This window comes from Lutispora saccharofermentans (assembly GCF_024363565.1).
GTDB lineage: Bacteria > Bacillota > Clostridia > Lutisporales > Lutisporaceae > Lutispora > Lutispora saccharofermentans.
In genome coordinates this window covers 65,732-85,105 of sequence record NZ_JAJEKE010000013.1, presented here as the reverse complement: position 1 = coordinate 85,105, position 19,374 = coordinate 65,732, and the positions used below count along the sequence as shown (strand labels likewise).

The following is a 19,374-nucleotide window of genomic DNA, read 5'->3' as shown; positions in this document are numbered from 1 at the left end:
GGGAAATCGAGTTGAAGAGAAAATTATCAATTATTGCACTTCTATTGGCATTTGCTGTTTTATTTACAGCTTGCGGACAAAAGCAGCCCGCTCAACCGGCAGGAGAGAGCAATGGGCCGGCAAAGGAACAAATCCTGCAATATGCTACCGATGGAGAACCTGCAGGCTTAGACCCTCATAAGGTCCCGGCAGCTGCATCCATCAGGATATACGGCAAGATATATAACAGCCTTGTGGATATGGATGAGAATGGAGAGTTTCAGCCGGAGCTGGCAGAGTCATGGGAGCAGCCCGATGATGTCACTTATATTTTCAAGCTGAAACAAGGCGTAAGGTTTCATAACGGAAGAGAAATGACTGCCGACGATGTAAAATACAGCTTTGAAAGAATACTGAACCCCGACACTGCAGCAGTAGGAAGATCATATTTCTCAAAGGTCCAAAGTGTAGAAGCAGTAGACAAATATACTGTAAAGTTCAGCTTATCAGACCCTTATGCACCCTTCATGGCTTACATGACAAGCGTATATGCTTCCATAGTGCCTAAAGAAGCGGTAGAAGAAAAAGGGAATTTGATGCAGACAGCTTGCGGCACCGGACCATTCATGCTTAAGGAATGGATACCTGACAATCATGTAACTTTGGTTAAGAACCCGAGCTATTTCATGGAGGGTCAGCCGAAGCTCGACGGCATAGTATTCCACATAATGCCTGACGAGTCCTCTCGATTGGCAGCGCTTAGGACAGGTAAGGTTCATATTACAAAGCTTTCGCCTCAGAGCATACCCTTGGTAAAGGATAATAAGGATATAAATATTATAAGCTATCAATCAAATGAATACAGCTATTTAGGATTCAATATGACTATAGAGCCCTTTAATAATAAGAAGGTCAGACAAGCTATAAGCCTTGCAGTCAACCGCCCGGAAATAGCGCAGACCATATATGGAGGAAACGCTGTAGTATCAGGACCTGTGCCTCCGTCACTCAAGAAATGGTCCATAGACGCGGAAAGCACTGAAATGTATCAATATAATATTGAAAAAGCCAAGCAGCTTTTGGCTGAAGCAGGATATCCAAATGGCTTTGAAACAGTGATAACTGCAGGCTTATATGATGATATAAGGGATACAGCCCAATTGCTTCAGAAGCAGCTTGAAGCCATCGGCATAAAAGCCACTATACAAAACCTGGAATCAGGCCAATATGTAGATGCCTGGAAAAATAAGAATCATCAGATGATGGCCGGCAGAAACGGCTCCGGCTCCGACCCGGACAGGGCATTGGGATTCTTCTTCTCTACCAAAGGCTCCGCAAACGTTTGGGGATATTCCAATCCTGAGTTTGACGCGTTGACAGAAGAAGCAAAGATAACAGTGGATGAGACAAAGAGATTGGAGCTTTATAAAAAAGCTCAGGAGATACTTATTGATGACTCACCAAATTTGTTTATAATATCGCCAATGGATTATTATTTCACCAGAACGGAGTTAAAGGGATTTAACCCGGACACATTCAATACTGAAGACTTTGAAAATGTAGTCATCGAATAGTATATAAAAATTGTGATGGGGAACGGCGAACACGAAAAGTCACTGAAACTTCACAAAAAATCCTCCCGCGTTTTTTCGTGAAAGATTCCGTGTCTTTCCGTGGTTTCCGTCTCCTTTTCTGTCGCATTATTTATAAAATGAGTTATTACATTAGGATGTGAGAAATTGAAGGATTATATCATCAGAAGGATACTTATGCTCATTCCTGTCTTAATAGGTATAACCCTATGCATTTTTCTGATAATGCATATGCTGCCGGGAGATGCCATATCAAGCATGCTTGGTATAGAGGAAACCCCTGAGGCTAGGCAAAGGCTTGAGGAGCAATTTGGTTTAGATCTTCCCTGGTACAAGCAATATTGGAATTGGATATCGAGAGTTCTGCAGGGAGATTTCGGCAATTCGCTGAGAACTGACAAGCCTATACTTCCCGAGATGCTGAGCAGATTCAAGCTAACCTTTGAGCTTACTCTTTTGGCAGCTGCTATATCTTGGATAATAGCAATACCTTTGGGTATTATCTCTGCTTTGAAGAGAAATACATGGGTAGACGGAGTTGTAAGGGTTATGTCCTTAATCGGAGTATCCGTACCGAATTTTGCATTGGCGACACTGCTTATATTAGTTTTGTCCCTAGGTTTTTCTTATTATCCTCCGGTAGGATATGAGAGCTTTATTGAGAATCCGGCTGTCAATTTGCAGATAATGATTTTGCCTGCCTTTGTGCTGGGGGCTATAATGTCGGGTTCTGTAATGAGAATGACCAGATCTTCCATACTTGAGGTTCTGAGGCAGGACTTTATCAAGGCTGTAAGGGCTAAAGGAGCAAGTGAAAAGATAGTGATATTTGTGCATGCACTGAAAAATGGAATGATACCAATAATCACCCTCATAGGGATGCAGATAGGCTCCCTGCTGGGCGGCACTGTTGTTACGGAACAGATTTTTTCTCTGCCGGGTTTGGGACAAATGGTCCTTACTGCTATCAACCAGAGAGATTACCCTGTTGTCCAAGCCTGTATAATGTTCATAGCCTTCATATATGTAATAGTTAATCTGATAGTAGATATACTTTATACCTATATAGATCCGAGAATATCCTATAAGTAGCATGGCAGGAGGTGAAAAGTTTGCATATTTTATTGAAGAATTTGATGAAGGACCGCCTGGGCAGGATAGGACTGCTGGGTGTATTGGTTGTAGTTGCATTGAGCCTTTTGGCTCCTGTTATAGCTCCTTATGAGCCTACCGATATGTTTTCCAAAAACATTTTAAATCCTCCGGGAAGCAAATTTATTTTTGGTACTGATGAATTCGGGAGGGACATATTCAGCCGTGTGATATTCGGAGCGAGGGTATCCCTCATAGTAGGCATAATATCTGTAGGCATAGCAGCCACTTCCGGATATATACTGGGTCTTATTGCAGGATACTTTGAGGGCAATGTAGATAATGTCATAATGAGGCTTATGGATGTGCTCTTTGCATTCCCGTCGATACTTTTAGCACTGGCGATAGTGTCTGTGTTAGGTCCGAACCTTTCTAATACCATGATTGCCATAGGTATAGTGTCTACACCTGTATTTACAAGGACTGTCAGAGCGTCTGTAATTTCTGTAAAATCTATGGAGTATATTACAAGTGCAAAAGCTATAGGATTGAAGCCCCTTGATATAATAATGAAGCATATTTCGCCTAATATTATGGCTCCATTTATGGTGCAAGTAACTCTGGCCCTATCAGGTGCCATATTGACAGAGGCATCAATGAGCTTCTTAGGCTTAGGCATACAACCGCCCAACCCTTCTTGGGGATCCATGCTCAATGCAAGCCGGAGCTATATGGAGCTGGCTCCTTGGACAGCTATATTCCCTGCTATATTTATCATTTGCACCATACTGTCATTTAATATACTTGGGGATAGTTTGAGGGATATTCTGGATCCAAAACTGAAATTATGATATGGGAGAATAGAAATGGTAGAAGATAGATTAAACATGATAACAGAAAGCATAAATGAGAACAGTATAGATATAGATAAAATCAGCATAGAAGGAGCCCTCCATCTGATGAATGAGGAGGACAAAAAAGTTGCTTTTGCTGTTGAAAAAGCACTGCCTCAAATAGCTAAGGCTATAGAATTGACGGTCTCAGCCATAAATAGGGGAGGAAGACTCATATATATCGGTTCCGGGACCAGCGGCAGACTCGGCGTATTGGATGCTTCTGAATGCCCTCCCACTTTTAATACGGATCCGGAAATGGTCAAGGGGATAATTGCCGGAGGAGACACCGCGTTGAGGAAAGCTTTGGAAGGGGTGGAGGATAACGAGGAAGAAGCAGTCTCATACCTTAAACAGGAAAGATTGAGTAATTCCGATGTACTTATAGGTATAAGCGCCAGCGGCAGCACTCCTTATGTGCTTGGGGCACTAAAATATGGCAGGATAATTGGCGCATCCACTGTGGGCATTGCCTGCAATCCGGAGTCTCCAATGGCCGATTTATCTGATGTCATGATAGAAGTCATAGTGGGGCCTGAGATCATATCGGGATCTACGAGGCTTAAAGCAGGTACAGCCCAGAAAATGGTGTTGAATATGATAAGCACTATAACCATGGTGCAGCTGGGCAAGACCTACAAGAATTTGATGGTGGATTTGCAGGCTTCAAATGTTAAATTAAGAAACAGAGCGCTGAGCATACTAAAAAAAGTCACCTCTGTCAAAGACGAAGGTGAGGCTCTTCGACTATTGGAAGATACAGGATGGAGTGTTAAGGAGGCCATTGTTATGGAGAAAACAAAACTTCCTGCAAAAAAGGCCAAGCAATACTTGAAGAACTCTGAGGGAAGGGTTTCCAAAGCTATTGAAATGGCTGAAAATCAAATTTCTTCAGGCGGGGTGGTATGACCATGAGTGCCTTGCTTCAAATTAAGGATCTTGATATAGAATTGAGAACTCAAAAATCCGCTTATAAAGTGGTTGAAGACATAAACATAGAAATAGGAAGGAAGCAAACCTACGGCATCGTTGGAGAATCGGGCTGCGGCAAAAGCTTGACAGCCATGTCCATAATGGGACTCTTATCAAATCCGCCATTGAGAGTGGGGCGGGGAGAAATAATATTTGACGGGCGCTGTGATTTGCTTAAGCTCACCGGAGAGAAAATGAGAAAAATTAGGGGAAAGGAAATATCCATGATATTTCAAGAGCCTATGACGGCATTGGACCCCCTTTTTAATATAGAAAGTCAGGTCGTAGAAGTATTGAGGTTTCATTCGAATTTGAGAGAAAATGAAATGAAGGAAACTGCCCTTGAAATGCTGAAAAAGGTTGGAATACCCAGGGCAGAGTCGATAATGAAGGAATACCCCCATCAGCTTTCAGGCGGCATGCTTCAGAGGATAATGATAGCCACGGCTCTCATCTGCAACCCAAAGCTTCTCATAGCTGACGAGCCCACAACTGCATTGGATGTCACCATACAGGCACAAATTTTGGACCTCATGAACGAACTGAAAAATTCCTATGATACTTCCGTGATAATGATAACCCATGACTTAGGTGTTATAGCGGAGACCTGCGACCGGGTAGCGGTATTCTATGGAGGCCAGGTAGTGGAAGAGGCGGATGTAGTAACTTTATTTCATAATACTGCCCATCCCTATACTTTCGGACTCTTAAAAGCCGTGACATCTTTAGGCGATAAGAATAAAGGCCTGTATTCCATACCCGGAGTCGTACCCTCCGCGGATAAAATGCCCAAAGGCTGCAGGTTCGCAGAAAGATGCGGCAAGAGGCTGGATATATGTATGGATACCGCCCCGGGGTTGATTGAAATAGAAGAAGGGCATAAATGCAGATGCTGGCTTCATGAAAGGGGGTATAGCAATGGCTAAAACACTGCTTGAGATAGAAGGGCTGAAGAAATATTTTCCAGTGAAATCCGGCGTCTTCAAAAGGACTGTAGGCTTTGTGCATGCTGTGGATGATGTGAGCTTTTCCGTTTCTGAGCGGGAGACCTTTGCTCTGGTGGGAGAAAGCGGATGCGGCAAATCCACAACAGGGCGAAGCATACTGAGAATTTTGGAGCCCACCGAAGGCAGCGTGATATTTGACGGAGAAGATATTCTTAGCTGCTCCACGGAGCAAATGAGAAAAAAGAGGAAGGACATGCAGTTGATATTCCAGAACCCTTATAGTTCGCTAAATCCTCGAATGACTGTAAAAATGCTCTTATCCGAGCCCTTGAAGACTCATTTTAACTTATCTTCAAAAGAGGTTCAAGATAAAGTCGCCTGGATGCTGGAGGAAGTGGGACTTGCCAAAGAGCACCTGAACAGGTACCCTCATCAGTTCAGCGGGGGACAGAGACAGAGAATAAGCATTGCCAGAGCCCTTATCACGGAGCCTCGTTTTGTGGTAGCTGATGAGCCTGTTTCGGCTTTAGATGTATCTATACAATCACAGATACTGAACCTTCTGATGAAGCTCCAGCGGGATATGAGCCTGACATATGTATTCATATCCCATGATCTGAACGTCGTCCGGCATATAAGCAGCAATGTGGGGGTAATGTACCTGGGGCAGATTGTAGAAAAAGGGGAAACGGAGAATCTGTATGAAAGGCCTCTGCATCCTTACACCAAAGCTTTATTATCTGCAGTGCCTTCCAAGGACCCGCTGAATAAGAAAAAAAGGATAATCCTTCAGGGTGATGTGCCCAGTCCTGTTAATCCTCCTAAGGGCTGCCCCTTTCATCTAAGATGCGATAAGGCTTTCGGGCCTTGCAGCAGCTCAAGACCGGAGCTTAAGGAAGTAGAGCCCAGGCATCATGTAGCGTGTCATTTATACTAAAAAAGCATTTATCTTTAGTCAGCTTTATGTTATTCTAATATAGTAAAATAAGGGGATAAAATAGGAGATGCGTATATGAATATAATTTTTGCACGTGACTATGATGAATTAAGCCGCCTGGCGGCAGCTAAGGTCGCTGATACAATGAGATCAAAGCCCGGTGCAGTTTTGGGACTGCCTACCGGAAGCACTCCCTTGGGCATGTATAGAGAGCTTATATCGATGTACAAAGAAGGCAAGCTATCCTTTAAGGATGTCACTACCTTTAATCTTGATGAATATGAGGGCATTCCCAAGGAAGATGAGAACAGCTATTATAGGTTTATGAGGGATAATTTCTTCAGCCACATAGATATAGACAAAGAAAGGACCAATATTCCTGATGGAATGTCCTGCGACGTGGAGGGGGAATGCAGAGATTACGAAAGAAGGATTGAAAAAGCCGGCGGGATTGATTTGATGGTCTTAGGAATAGGCAATAATGGCCACATAGGCTTTAATGAGCCGGCATCATATTACGCCGGAATAACCCATAGGGTGAAGCTTCACGAAAACACTATAGAGGCCAATTCAAGGTTCTTCGGCTCTATTGAAAAGGTGCCCAAATATGCTGTCACCATGGGAATCAAAAGCATAATGCAATGTCGAAGCATAATGATGCTGGCCAGCGGCAAAGCAAAGGCCGATGCAATAAAAAAAGCCCTGGAAGGGCCTATAACTCCTGAGCTTCCTGCTTCCGTGCTGCAGCTTCACAGGGACTTGACAGTAATAGTAGATGAGGAAGCAGGTTCTTTGCTGAAGTAAGGGGAACGGGGAACACGGATTAACACGGAAGGGTTGATAATATTAAACTTATGTGAAATTGCTGATTGAGATATTATGCTATATATTACGCATGAAATTAGTTACTATTCACAGTTAAAAAGGCGTATGCCGTCATTCAGAGTGCAAGGTCGAATCTTAGCCAGATTATTCTCTCAACTTTGTTTCGCTCATAATGACAATTGTGTAAAATATGAAATAAAAAATCTCTCTGTGTTTTTCAGTGGTTACCGTTCCCTTTACATCTCGATTATTTCATAATTATTATCCAAAAGGTTTATAAAAAGCATTTTGTTTCTTAAAAGCTCTCCTCTGCCGATAAGGAGCTTTAAGACTTCAGAAACCTCAATGGATGCCGTCAGAGCAGGTGTGAATGACGGATTTCCAAGGGGGTTTTTTATTTCTGCATCGTTAAGCCCTGAGTATATTTTATCCAAGGTCCGGTCTCCCGGAAGTATGGTAGCAATCTGTGCATACCAGCCTGCTATGGCGCCATGAACCAAGGGCACTCCAAAATCCTCGCAGGATTGCTGCAATATCATTCTGCCGCTCACATTATCCAAAGCATCGATGACCACTTCGGCTTTTTGCAGTATGATCCCGGCATTATTTTCATCGATCCTATTCATTACAGGCAGAAGCTCCACATCCGGATTGACCAGCTTCATCCTTTCCAAAGCCGCCAATGCCTTGGGCTTGCCCAGATTTTGCGTATGAGATAGTATCTGCCTGTTAAGATTGCTGTCTTCAAATACATCGCCGTCTATGGCTATTATTTTACCTACACCCAATCTGCCAAGCATTTCTATTATGTGGCCGCCCAAGCCTCCGCAACCTGCCACGGCTACTGTTTTATATCTCAATGAATTATTTTCTTCTTCGGATATACACATCATATTTCTGTCATATCTACCCACTGGTGCACCTCCAATGCAATTTTGAATACATTATACCATAATCCGGGATATATAAAAAATACGCAGTATTTTTTATGCCTCTGGTCTCTAGCCGCTGGCCTCTGGCATTAGGGGATTCCTTTTGGGTCGTGTAAGGACGCTGAACACGGATTTACACAGAGCCCAGCATTGTAGTCATTCTGAACGTATGAGAAGGATCTTTCCCAAAGCGAAAAGATCCTTCAGTCGTTCCTCTTTCAGTGTCTTTCTGTGGTTTCCGTTCTCTTTCTCATTTCTTATTTATTGTAACATTATAGGTTTTAGCTTCCTCCTGGATGATATGGCTGTTTTCTATTCTGAATTTTATATTTTTGATGTTTTCTTCATATTGAGCGAAGATATCCTGACCTTCTTCTATAGTGACTGCCTGAAAATGTACTGCATCTCCGGGTCCCATTTGCGCAAGCAGCGGTAAATCTGCCCAGATCACAGTGGCAATCTTTGTATAGCCCCCGGTGGTTTGCCTGTCTGCCATCATGATAATGGGAGAGCCGTGTCCCGGCACCTGGACTGAGCCGAATGCTATTCCGTCGGATATTATATCAGGGCCCTTGACGTGAGTGAGAGTCGGCCCTTCCAGTCTGTAACCCATTCGATCTGCTTCCGCAGTAATTTTGTATTCGGATTTCAAGAAAGTCTCTATCATTTCAGAAGAGAAATGATCATCCTGGGGACCCAATACAACTCTTACAACATTATTTTTATTAAATCTCGGTATATATCCGGGAGAAATATATTTTCCTGCTTCCGCCTTTGAGTTCGCTAAATCTATCGGAACTTCATCGCCTTCCATAAGCTTTCTTCCGTTATAGCCTCCAAGGGAACCTCTTACATAAGTAGATCTGCTCCCCAATATTGCAGGGACGCCAATGCCTCCGCCAAAGGCTATATAGGATCTGAGGCCCTCTGAAGCCCCGGAGAAGGTGAGGCTGTCACCTTTGCTTACCTCAATGCTTCTCCACATATGAACTTTATTGCCGTTCAGTCTTGGCTCCATATTGGCGCCGGTTATAGCTATATATCCGTTAAATTCCATCTGGATGCTGGGACCCATGAAAGTGGTCTCCAAGGCTGCCGTATTTTCATCATTTCCTACAAGAATATTGGCAATTCTGAAGGAAAAGTCATCCATTGCTCCCGCTACAGGTATGCCATATCTTTGAAGACCCGTTCTCCCGCTATCTTGAACAGTTGTAAAAAGTCCTGGTTTTAACATTTTTATCATACCCATAACATTACTCCTTATCAAGCAAAGCAATATTTACTTTGTACTTCTTTTCTTCAACCAGCTTCAATATAGATTTATACTCCTTTTCATCTACAGGTACAAATCTTACATAATCTCCTGCATTCAATAAAACAGGAGGTTCACCGAAAGGATCATAAAGCCTTACGGGAGTTTTGCCTATCAACTGCCAGCCTCCGGGGCTGTCGATAGGATAAATGCCGGTTTGCTTACCAGCAATTCCTACAGAGCCCCCGGGAATCTTAGTTCTCGGAGTTTTCAGCCTGGGAGTTTCAATCTTTTCCGACATGCCTCCAAGGTATGGAAATCCGGGCGTAAAACCAAGCATATAGATCAAGTAGTCTTTTGAGCTGTGAATTTTAACGACATCATCTATTGACAGATTGTTATGCTGAGCCACGAATTCTATATCGGCGCCGTATTCTCCGCCGTATACGGTAGGAATTTCCACTACCTTTGCCGGCTCTGAACCGGTATCGCCGAGATTTTCCTCGCATTCTCTCAATCTGCTGCAAAGCTCGCTGTAACGGATTTTCACCGGGTTATAGGAAAGAAGCAGAGATCTGTAAGTCGGAACCATTTCAAGTATTCCTTCCAGACCTGACTTTTCTATAGCAAGATACATATTTCTTATTTTCTTATTTATCTCCGGACTAATGCTGTCACCAAACTCTATGATGAGGGATTTGTCTCCGGCAGGCAAAAACCTTGCGTTTTCGTACATAGTCTCACCACCATTTAGTCTATTTAAATAATGCCTTGATTCCTGTTAAGGACTGGAGTCCGAGGTAGAGCGTGATCAGAACTACGAGGATCCCCAGTATAAGCATCCATTTAGGATGTTTATATTCTCCCACAACTTTTTTATTCACTGAAGCCACGAGTATTGTTCCCAGAGTTATAGGAAGTATAAGGCCGTTCAAGGAGCCTGCGATTACCAATAGTGTAACCGGTCTGCCTATTGTTATGAATATCAGTGTGGACACTGCGATAAAAGCTATTATCCATTTATTTTCATGATCATCTATTGCTTTAGAGAAGCTCTTTAAGAAGGATACTGATGTATAAGCGGCACCTACTATGGAAGTCAGAGCTGCAGCGCATATTACCAGACCAAAGAACTTATAGCCGATAACTCCTGCTGCAAGCTTGAAGGCAGATGCAGGAGGGTTGGCCGGATCTAACTGTATTCCCTTAGAAACTACACCCAGTACAGCTAAGAATAAAAGAACTCTCATTATAAGTGCAATGGAAATTCCCATTATGGAGGAGTTTGTGATTTCATCCAAGTTCTCTTTTCCGCTGATGCCGGCATCTAACAGTCTATGTCCGCCTGAGAAGGTGATATAGCCGCCGACGGTTCCTCCTACTAAGGTGATTATTGCCAGCATAGGCATTTGTGTGGGCACAAAGGTTCTTGCTATTGCCTCACCTACAGGAGGTTGAGTTGTTAAAGCAACATAACCCACCAATAATATCATTAGCGCACCTAAAACTTTTGTGAATAGGTCCATTGCTTTGCCTGCTTCTTTTGATAGGAATATGGTGATAGCTATTGCAGCGGAGATTGCTGCACCTATCTTCAGATCTAGTCCCAGGACTACCTCTAAGCCCATTGCAGCTCCGCCCACATTACCGATATTAAAAGCAAGGCCGCCTAAAGCTACAAGGAAAGCTATGAAATAACCTAAACCGGGTAGAACAGTATTTGCAATATCTTGGCCTCTCATGCCGGATATGCCTATTACTCTCCAAACGTTTATCTGTGCTATAAAAGATAATATGATCGATGTTAAGACTACAAAGCCAAAGTCAGCTCTCAATTGTTCTGTAAAAACTGCTGTCTGTGTGAGAAAACCGGGGCCTATGGCTGATGTAGCCATTAAAAATGCTGCTCCCAATAGAACTGAGAAATTCTTATTCTTCATAATGACGACTCCTCTCTAAATTAGCATTATTCTTAGTTCGGACGTGTATTATCACTCTGAGTGAACTTCAAAAGATGTTTTATACAAAAGCTTAGCACAGCTTATCAATTTAGGGGACATTCAATTTCGGAGCATTCAGCTACCGGATAAATTGATTCAAAGGCTTTAGCTCAACACCTTCTGCTTCGAGGCTTTTTCTTATTGTGTTTACAAAGTTTACAGCCTCCGGATTGTCCCCATGGACACATATGGAATCGGCTGCTATAGATATCTCTTTCCCGTCGATGGCAGTGACCTTACCTGCCAATACCATTTTTTTGACTCTCTCGATAGCCTCATTTTTATCATGAATCACTGAACCGGGCAGCTTGCGGGATACCAAGGTTCCATCTGAGTTGTAGGCTCTGTCTGCAAATACCTCCTGGGCAACCCTTAAACCTTTTTCCAAGGCTCTCTTTGCGATATAACTACCAGACAGTGCCAATAATATTACGTTCTTATCAAATTCTAAAATTCCATTTATTACTTCTTCAGCAAGATCCGGCTTTACAGAGGTTGTGTTGTAAAAGGCTCCATGAAGCTTAACATGCTGAAGCTTTGCGCCCGAGGCCTGGACAAAAGCGTGAAGAGCACCCAGCTGATATAGCATGTATACCCTTGCTTCCTTTGGCGTGATGTCCATATTTCGCCTGCCAAAACCCATAAGGTCCGGATAACCGGGATGTGCGCCAATTCCTAATCCATTTGCAGCGGCCATTCTTACTGTGTCATCCATGATCAGAGGGTCTCCTGCATGCCATCCGCAGGCAATGTTTACCGAGCTTACATGCTTAAGCACTTCTTGGTCAAGGCCAAGTTTATAGCTGCCAAAGCTTTCTCCTACATCACTGTTTAGATCAACGAATTTGGACATAAAATTCCTCCTCTAATGGTTCACAATATGAACCGGCGATTTAATTATAACAATTTGATTCTACAAATAGTCTGAAAAATCCTTCATTGTTAAATGATTGTCTATGCTCAGATTATTTATATATTATATTCACTTCAGGCCAATATTATTTCAAAATAAAAAGACATGCATAAGAAATAGCATATCTTTCAAGGCTGCTGATACATCAGCTATAAGAAGAATGGTATGTATATCTATACACGGATATTAAGAACTCAGGATTCAGAGCTCAGGAGATTAGGGTTGGGCTCTGGGGTCTTGGGAACGGAAACCACTGAAAGATACGGAATTTTGCACTGAAAAACACGAAAATGTTTTTTAATGCCATATCACCGCAGGAATGCGAGTTGCGAACCGGCTTAGATATGGGATTAGTGAAAATAGAAAACCGTGTTCATCCGTGTTCTCCGTTCCCCTATGACTCCAGCGGGCTACCCTAGCTTTCGCGACACGCAACTCGAAACTTTTATATATTCCGCTACTTATCCCCTGTAGCCTAATGCCTGGGATATTCCGCGAGTGGCTTTCAAGACTTCGGCCACATAGAGGTCGATGGTATCATCATTAAGACGGTTTTCCGGTCCCACTATGCTTAGCGATCCTGCTACATTTCCCGTATAATCCATGATGGGAGCGCCTATGGCATAGGTTTCTTCAGCCAGCTCGCTGTAGCTTATGGTATAGCCCAGCTTTCTTGTTTCCTTGATTGTTTTCCAGATCTCATCTTTATCTATAACTGTATTCTTTGTATATTTTATAAGCTCAACCTTGCTCAATATCTTGTCAATTTCTTCATCAGGAAGAAAAGAAAATATTGCCCTAGGGCAGGCTCCTGCGTAGAGAGGCGCTCTTCGTCCCACCCTTGTATAAGCCTTTACAGGCCTTGAGCATTCCAGTTTTTCTATATATATGGCTTCATCGCTGCTTTGGACCACAAGCTGGGAGCATTCGTTTATCGCACTTCTAAGCCTTTCCATATAGGGTCTGGCTATAGCCTTAAGCTCGATATTATTGCTGACGATATTGCCAAGCTCCAGAAATTTAAGCCCTAGCTTATATTGGCTTTCTTTACCCATCACGTCCACCTTCTGCAGGTATCCTCTGCTTTCCAGAGTAGACAGTGTTCTATATACGGTAGCCTTTGGTATGTCTGATATTCGGGATAATTCGCTTAAACCGATGGTATCCCTGTCATAATTAAAATAGCTCAGAAGATATAGTGCCTTATCCAGGCTGTTATTTTTTGAGCCCTTTTTTTCTTTTTCTTGCATGGCAATCTCCCCACTCATATCTAAGCACTGTAGTTATTTAATAGGCATTTGGCCTTAAATACTTTTCTTATTATATCATATCATAAAAAAAAGTAACGGTCATGCATAGGATTTTTATCTGCGCATGACCGTTGACCGGCTCTTACAATTGATTTTTTATATTGGAATATTTATTTTTAGCATTATTTACATCCTGATCTTGAGCATCCTTTGTTTGGTACCAGCCTTTTTTCTTCATTGTATCAAATATAGTATATTGCAACTGATGAGTTTCCAGCAGGTTGCTTGTGAGCGTCTGCCTTAAGTTCTGACAGGAAGACTCTGTTATTCCCGTGTTGTAAGCAGATATTATTTGTTTTTCCATGGTGAGCAGATCATCCATTATATCTTGATCATTAAGCTGTGCATTATTATTCATCTATAGTTCCTCCTATTTGTGAGAATTTAAATAATTGAGCAGCTGGTCGAAGTGGGCCTTGTGTTTTGCTGCCGCATCATTGCAAATATTTGTAAGCTCTCCATTGGTGCATTGCTGCGCAGCCTGCCGATATTTTTTTACAGCCAGAGCTTCATAATTTAATTGATCTTCTAATACTGTAAGGTTTTTTGCTTCTATCTGGGGATTGTTCATGTACATTTCCTCCATTCATTTCATTTCAATATTTTCACATATATTTTATATATATTATGAAAAAATTATTAGTGGAAACAAAATCTATATATGGACAAGCCTTCTCATAGATAGGTTTGAACATGCACGTAAATTTTTACCATGCATATATTAGAATAAGTATGATTTAGGAGGTAGGTTTGTGAATAGAACGATGACTTGCCCTATGATGAATAATATGAATTGGGCAATGGCACCTCAGATGTATCAGGGTATGGAATACGGTATGGAGCCTGATATGGAAGATATTTATGCTGAAGATGATAGAGATGAAGAATACTTTAAGGATATGCACCCTGAAAGCTGCAAAAAGATCATGCCTTATATAAATAAAGAACTGGATAGGATGGAAACAGAAGAAAGTCCGTTGTATGAAGAATATCCGGATAGAGAACTGCTTGAGCGCATGGGGGACAGGATATATGACAAAGCAGTTGCAGATATGCCTGAGATGGAGGAACAGTGGGAAGGGAGGCAGTTCGGCCGCAGAAGATTCCTTAGGGACTTGGTAGGAGTTTTGCTTTTAGGAGAACTTCTTGGCAGAAGGAGAAGGCGCAGGAGAAGAAATTACGACTATTACAATAATGATTGGTACTACTAAAGCGGCCGGCCGGTTTGAAGGTCTACCTTCATCATATCATTTTTTATATGCTCAATGACGGCATTGCCATTGGTCCAGTTATTGATGTCCCCTATGAGAGCATCCTTTTGCTCAGGCGGTATGAGGAAGGTCATTTCAACCATGTCTGTATAAAGAATATCCTTTATTAAATACTCCTTTTTCATAGATTCGCGTTGGATTTTGCCCAGCTGGCTGTAATCGATATGGACTGAAAAAAATGAAAAGGCTCTCACTTCAATAATTCCAGCTGCCGAGACTGCAAGCTTTGCACCTTCGGCGTAAGCCCTTATGAGGCCTCCGGCACCAAGGAGAATGCCGCCGAAATAGCGGGTAACGACGACAATTGTATTAGTGAGGCCTTCTTTTCGTAAAATTTCTAAAATAGGCATTCCGGCTGTGCCGGAAGGCTCACCGTCATCACTGGAGCGTTGTATAGAGGCACTTTCTCCTAAAATATAGGCATAGCAGTTATGAGTAGCATCATAATGCTTTTTTTTAATAGAATTCAAAAATTCTATTGCTTGCTCCTCAGTGGTTGCCGGCATTGAATAGGATATAAACCGGGACTTCCTCTCAATAAAAGAAGCCTCTCCGTATTCCTTTAACGTTTTGTATGATTTTTCCATAGCACACCTGTAAAAAAGTATTTTCAGCACATATTATACAATAAAGCACACATATTTGCCAGTTTCAAAATATTACATAGTATTTATAGTCAATATCCTTGTTAATATCCTTTCATTGTGTTAATAATATTCTTATCAATTTACTTGGAGGATCATATGGATACAAGAATTTGGTGTGAGTTTGCTAAGCCTCTGGAGGTTTGCTCTGATCATATATTGGACATTTTTAAAAAACATGATGTAACGTTAAATTATAGGCTTGATTATGGAGAGGATAGCTCCGAGTTCTATAAAATGCTGGAGATATACAATAAAAGTGGAATTCCGGTGTCTATCTGGGCAACCTTATCCGACGATATGGGATATTGGGTAAACGAGCAAAATGCCCAAAAATTTTTTGATTATATAAAGGCTTTGCTGAGCAGGATTGAGAGCAAGGGCTTAAAGATCAAAGGATTGTGTATTGATATGGAATCTCCGCTGGAGGATATAAGGCGTATCGGATCGCCCAGAAACAAGCTTGAGCCCATAATAGCCTATGGGAGAATGCTTACTTCCAACCTCAACAAGAGTCGGTTTAAAAAATCAACGGATATTTTTACCGATGCGGCCTGCTATATAAGGGAAAAAGGTCTGGAAGGATATGCAACCTGCATACGCCATAGCTATTATGATCTCAGATTCGGCAGTGAGCTGATGCAGAATGCCCTGGAAATACCGGTCTTTAAGGTGCCCTGGGATAAATACAATCTTATGTATTATGCCACGATGATAAGAAATGAGATGAAAAAATATAAGAAGGTCAATGTGGATTATTTGATATATCATCAGGTTTCTTATTTGAAGAGAATTCTCAATGACAAGCTGGCCGTATCCGTCGGGGTCACAAATATAGGAAAGCTGGGAAACGAGCCCTATTATGAGTGCATGGATGATTTTGAGAAGGATATAGGCATTTTGAAGGAATGCGGTGTGGAGGACTTTTCACTGTTCAGCTTGGACGGCATCATGAATAATAGGGCCAGGCTGGAAGAGTTTTTAAGCAGGATGAAAAATGCAAAGCCTCTGAAGCCGGAGCCTTGTTCACGTGTTATACGAAACGAAGCCTTGGTAGGTTATATGATGAATCTGGGGAAGCTGTACTATCAACTATTCAGATGAATATGGAAATGGGAAGGCGGAGAACACGTTCTCCGTTCTCCTACCTGCGCTTTTTCTTGGTAGTGAATACAGATACTATCGTCCATATCAAGGACATGGAGACTACTATGATCCATTCGATTCCTCGAAGCGCAACCGTATCAAATATGGTGTGGAAGAAGGGTACATAGATGACCATGAGCAAAAGCCCCAAGGAACACAAGACAGCAAGTATCAGCCATATATTGGTCAGAGGGTTGATTTTAAGTATTGATCTATGCTCCGACCTGCATTCAAATACGAAGGACAGCTGAGAGAGCACAAGGGAAGCGAAGGCGCAGGTCCTTGCTCTCTGTATATCGTTGTATGTCAGATAAAGCATAAGTGCATATACTGACAAAGTGCCTAAGCCGATGGCGATCCCTCTCATCAATATCTTTAAACCCAGACCTTCTGAAAAGATGCCTTCTTTTTTGCTTCGAGGCCTTCTCCGCATTATATCATTATCAGGCGGGTCTATCCCTAATGCCATGGCAGGAAGTCCGTCGGTGACTAAATTTACCCACAATATCTGGATTGGTATCAGCGGCACAGGCATATACAAAAGAGAAGCCAGAAACATGGTCAATACTTCCCCAATATTGCAGGATAGCAAGTAACGAATGAATTTTCTTATGTTGTCATAAATGATCCTGCCTTCTTCAACCGCAGCTACGATGGTGGAAAAATTATCATCCAAAAGCACCATTGAAGATGCTTCCTTAGTTACATCGGTTCCGGTTATGCCCATAGAGATGCCTATATCTGCCTCTTTTATTGCAGGTGCGTCATTAACCCCGTCCCCGGTCATGGCAACTGTATGGCCTGAAGCCTTCAACGCCTTCACTATTCTGAGCTTATGCTTCGGAGATACTCTGGCATATACTGCTATGCGGCCTGATGCCTTTTCAAGCTGTTTGTCGCTCAGTTTATCAAGCTCACTCCCGGCCAGTATCTGGCTTTCTGAAGTTAAAATTCCTAATTCTTTCCCGATTGCAGCCGCTGTCATTTTGTGATCCCCTGTTATCATGACGGGCCTGATGCCTGACATGATACAGGTTTCAACTGCTTTTGCAGCCTCCGGCCTTGGAGGATCTATCATGCCGGTCATACCAAGAAATATAAGATCCTTTTCCAGTGAGTTTTTGTCTATTGAGCCATCAAGCTTTTTGTAGGCTGCACCCAGAACTCTCAAGGCTGATGATGCCATCCTCTCATTTGCAGATAATATGTTCTTCATATCCAGATAGGTCATGGGCTGCTCCCCTTTAGGCCCATAATATTTGGAGCATAAGCCTAAGATAATGTCTACTGCACCCTTTACGAACACATAGGATTCACCGTTCTTCCTTTTCACTGCCACTGTCATTCTTTTTCTGTCAGAATCAAAGGGTATTTCATGAATACGCTTATATTCCTTATCCAGATTTGGTTTTTTTATGCCTGCTGTCCATGCCGCTTTGAGTATTGCCAGCTCCGTAGGGTCTCCCGAGCTCTCCGGCTCCGCCATCAGCTTTTCTTCATAAAAAGCATCATTGCATACTGCGGAAGCTGTGAAAAAAAGCTTTACAGCATCTGAAGAAGGGAATCTATCCTTTTGGGGCTCTATAAACTTGTCTCCTATATACAGCTTTTTTACCGTCATTTTGTTCTGGGTCAGGGTACCGGTCTTGTCGGAGCATATTACAGTTGTGCTTCCCAGCGTCTCTACTGCAGGCAGCTTTCTTACCAGTGCATTTCTCTTATACATCCGTTGGACACCTATAGCCAGCGCCACAGTGACGATAGCAGGCAGTCCTTCAGGTATAGCTGCAACTGCAAGGCTTATGCCCGTGAGGAGCATATTGTATGGTTCTTCTCCTCTCATTATCCCGGTTATTGAAACTACAGCGCATATGATAAGGCATATGGCTACTATGTATTTGCCTAACTGAGCCAACCTTCTTTGCAGCGGCGTATATTCATCAGGTATTTCCTGCAGCATGTTGGCTATTTTACCCATTTCCGTATTCATACCCGTAGAATATGTGACGACCTTTGCCTTTCCTGACGTGGATATGGTTCCCATGAACACCCTGTCAGAGCCCCTGGGTTTTTTCTCTACGGGGACTGATTCTCCGGTAAGCAGGGATTCGTCTACCATAAGACCTGTGCATTCAAGGACTATTCCATCCGCAGGTATTCTATCGCCTGCCTCTATGAGCAGCAGATCCCCCGGAACCACATATTTGGCACTGATATGAGACAGCTTGCCTTCCCGTACGACTTTGGCCCCCGGTGCAGAAAGCTCCATCAATGCTTCTATGGAGCGCTCTGCCTTGAACTCCTGGATAAAGCCGAGTATGGAGTTCAATACTATTATTGCCAGTATGGTTATTGCATCTGCTCTCTCACCAAAAAACCAGGATATCAGGGCGGCTCCTATCAGCACTAATGTCATGAGATTTTTAAACTGTTCAGCGAAAATAGTTATAGGACCTTTTTTATTCTTTTTTATCAGCTCATTGAACCCGTGTTTTTTTAGTTTCTCCAGAGCCTCTTTTTCGCTTAGCCCCTTAGTCAGCGGCTCTTTTCCCCAGTTGATATTTATGTTTTCCATATTAGTCCCCTCTTTTCCCTATGCTTTTCCTTTTAACACTGAATGAAGTCTCGTTCAATTATTATTCTTGAAAAGGGGATAATATGTTATC

At 42.5% G+C, this 19,374-nt stretch carries 19 protein-coding genes; 9 read left to right on the top strand and 10 right to left on the bottom strand.

What is annotated here, in order from left to right; all coding sequences use genetic code 11:
• The first annotated feature begins 11 nt into the window (after window positions 1–11).
• The 7 genes from LJD61_RS13930 to nagB all read left to right on the top strand — a co-directional run bounded on the left by LJD61_RS13930 (window position 12) and on the right by nagB (window position 7,216).
• The gene (locus tag LJD61_RS13930) at window positions 12–1,553 is read left to right on the top strand and encodes an ABC transporter substrate-binding protein (protein ID WP_255228157.1); all 1,542 of its coding nucleotides are present in this window, start codon (window positions 12–14) and stop codon (window positions 1,551–1,553) included.
• Window positions 1,554–1,718: 165 nt separating this feature from the next.
• A complete protein-coding gene (locus LJD61_RS13925; RefSeq protein ID WP_255228156.1) occupies window positions 1,719–2,663 on the top strand; it encodes an ABC transporter permease in 945 nt (314 codons plus the stop codon).
• A gap of 44 nt (window positions 2,664–2,707) precedes the next feature.
• Window positions 2,708–3,514 (top strand): ABC transporter permease, encoded by an 807-nt coding sequence (locus LJD61_RS13920; protein WP_408615509.1) that lies wholly within the window; start codon window positions 2,708–2,710, stop codon window positions 3,512–3,514.
• Between the two features lie 15 nt (window positions 3,515–3,529).
• On the top strand, window positions 3,530–4,465 hold the full coding sequence (gene murQ, locus LJD61_RS13915; RefSeq protein ID WP_255228154.1) for an N-acetylmuramic acid 6-phosphate etherase: 936 nt from the start codon (window positions 3,530–3,532) through the stop codon (window positions 4,463–4,465).
• Window positions 4,466–4,467: 2 nt separating this feature from the next.
• On the top strand, window positions 4,468–5,454 hold the full coding sequence (locus LJD61_RS13910; protein ID WP_255228153.1) for an ABC transporter ATP-binding protein: 987 nt from the start codon (window positions 4,468–4,470) through the stop codon (window positions 5,452–5,454).
• Window positions 5,447–6,412: an ABC transporter ATP-binding protein gene (locus LJD61_RS13905; RefSeq protein ID WP_255228152.1), complete on the top strand. Its 966-nt coding sequence runs from the start codon at window positions 5,447–5,449 to the stop codon at window positions 6,410–6,412. Before LJD61_RS13910 ends, LJD61_RS13905 begins: the two co-directional genes overlap by 8 nt.
• Before the next feature lie 75 nt (window positions 6,413–6,487).
• Entirely contained in the window at window positions 6,488–7,216 is a 729-nt protein-coding gene (nagB, locus tag LJD61_RS13900; protein WP_255228151.1) for a glucosamine-6-phosphate deaminase, read from the top strand.
• Between the two features lie 257 nt (window positions 7,217–7,473).
• Here nagB and LJD61_RS13895 read toward each other — a convergent pair whose 3' ends face one another.
• The 8 genes from LJD61_RS13895 to LJD61_RS13860 all read right to left on the bottom strand — a co-directional run bounded on the left by LJD61_RS13895 (window position 7,474) and on the right by LJD61_RS13860 (window position 14,218).
• The gene (locus LJD61_RS13895) at window positions 7,474–8,151 is read right to left on the bottom strand and encodes a HesA/MoeB/ThiF family protein (protein ID WP_255228150.1); all 678 of its coding nucleotides are present in this window, start codon (window positions 8,149–8,151) and stop codon (window positions 7,474–7,476) included.
• A 268-nt stretch (window positions 8,152–8,419) separates the two neighbouring features.
• Entirely contained in the window at window positions 8,420–9,421 is a 1,002-nt protein-coding gene (locus LJD61_RS13890; RefSeq protein ID WP_255228149.1) for a 5-oxoprolinase subunit C family protein, read from the bottom strand.
• A 4-nt stretch (window positions 9,422–9,425) separates the two neighbouring features.
• Window positions 9,426–10,160 (bottom strand): 5-oxoprolinase subunit PxpB, encoded by a 735-nt coding sequence (gene pxpB, locus LJD61_RS13885; RefSeq protein WP_255228148.1) that lies wholly within the window; start codon window positions 10,158–10,160, stop codon window positions 9,426–9,428.
• A gap of 19 nt (window positions 10,161–10,179) precedes the next feature.
• Window positions 10,180–11,367 (bottom strand): NRAMP family divalent metal transporter, encoded by a 1,188-nt coding sequence (locus tag LJD61_RS13880; protein WP_408615507.1) that lies wholly within the window; start codon window positions 11,365–11,367, stop codon window positions 10,180–10,182.
• Between the two features lie 136 nt (window positions 11,368–11,503).
• Window positions 11,504–12,277, bottom strand: coding sequence for a LamB/YcsF family protein (locus tag LJD61_RS13875; RefSeq protein WP_255228146.1), 774 nt, complete (start codon window positions 12,275–12,277; stop codon window positions 11,504–11,506).
• 521 nt (window positions 12,278–12,798) lie between these two features.
• The gene (locus LJD61_RS13870) at window positions 12,799–13,587 is read right to left on the bottom strand and encodes an IclR family transcriptional regulator (protein ID WP_255228145.1); all 789 of its coding nucleotides are present in this window, start codon (window positions 13,585–13,587) and stop codon (window positions 12,799–12,801) included.
• Window positions 13,588–13,729: 142 nt separating this feature from the next.
• The gene (locus tag LJD61_RS13865; RefSeq protein WP_255228144.1) at window positions 13,730–14,005 is read right to left on the bottom strand and encodes a spore coat protein; all 276 of its coding nucleotides are present in this window, start codon (window positions 14,003–14,005) and stop codon (window positions 13,730–13,732) included.
• Between the two features lie 12 nt (window positions 14,006–14,017).
• A complete protein-coding gene (locus LJD61_RS13860) occupies window positions 14,018–14,218 on the bottom strand; it encodes a hypothetical protein (RefSeq protein ID WP_255228143.1) in 201 nt (66 codons plus the stop codon).
• 181 nt (window positions 14,219–14,399) lie between these two features.
• Here LJD61_RS13860 and LJD61_RS13855 point away from each other — a divergent pair, with 181 nt between their 5' ends.
• Window positions 14,400–14,858, top strand: coding sequence for a hypothetical protein (locus LJD61_RS13855; protein ID WP_255228142.1), 459 nt, complete (start codon window positions 14,400–14,402; stop codon window positions 14,856–14,858).
• Here the strand turns inward: LJD61_RS13855 and LJD61_RS13850 are convergent.
• Window positions 14,855–15,505 (bottom strand): YigZ family protein, encoded by a 651-nt coding sequence (locus LJD61_RS13850; RefSeq protein WP_255228141.1) that lies wholly within the window; start codon window positions 15,503–15,505, stop codon window positions 14,855–14,857. The genes LJD61_RS13855 and LJD61_RS13850 overlap by 4 nt on opposite strands.
• A 156-nt stretch (window positions 15,506–15,661) precedes the next feature.
• Here LJD61_RS13850 and LJD61_RS13845 point away from each other — a divergent pair, with 156 nt between their 5' ends.
• Entirely contained in the window at window positions 15,662–16,666 is a 1,005-nt protein-coding gene (locus LJD61_RS13845; RefSeq protein ID WP_255228140.1) for a hypothetical protein, read from the top strand.
• 40 nt (window positions 16,667–16,706) lie between these two features.
• On the opposite strand, the gene LJD61_RS13840 is transcribed toward LJD61_RS13845, so the two are convergent.
• Window positions 16,707–19,283 (bottom strand): calcium-translocating P-type ATPase, PMCA-type, encoded by a 2,577-nt coding sequence (locus tag LJD61_RS13840; protein WP_255228139.1) that lies wholly within the window; start codon window positions 19,281–19,283, stop codon window positions 16,707–16,709.
• Between the last annotated feature and the right edge of the window lie 91 nt (window positions 19,284–19,374).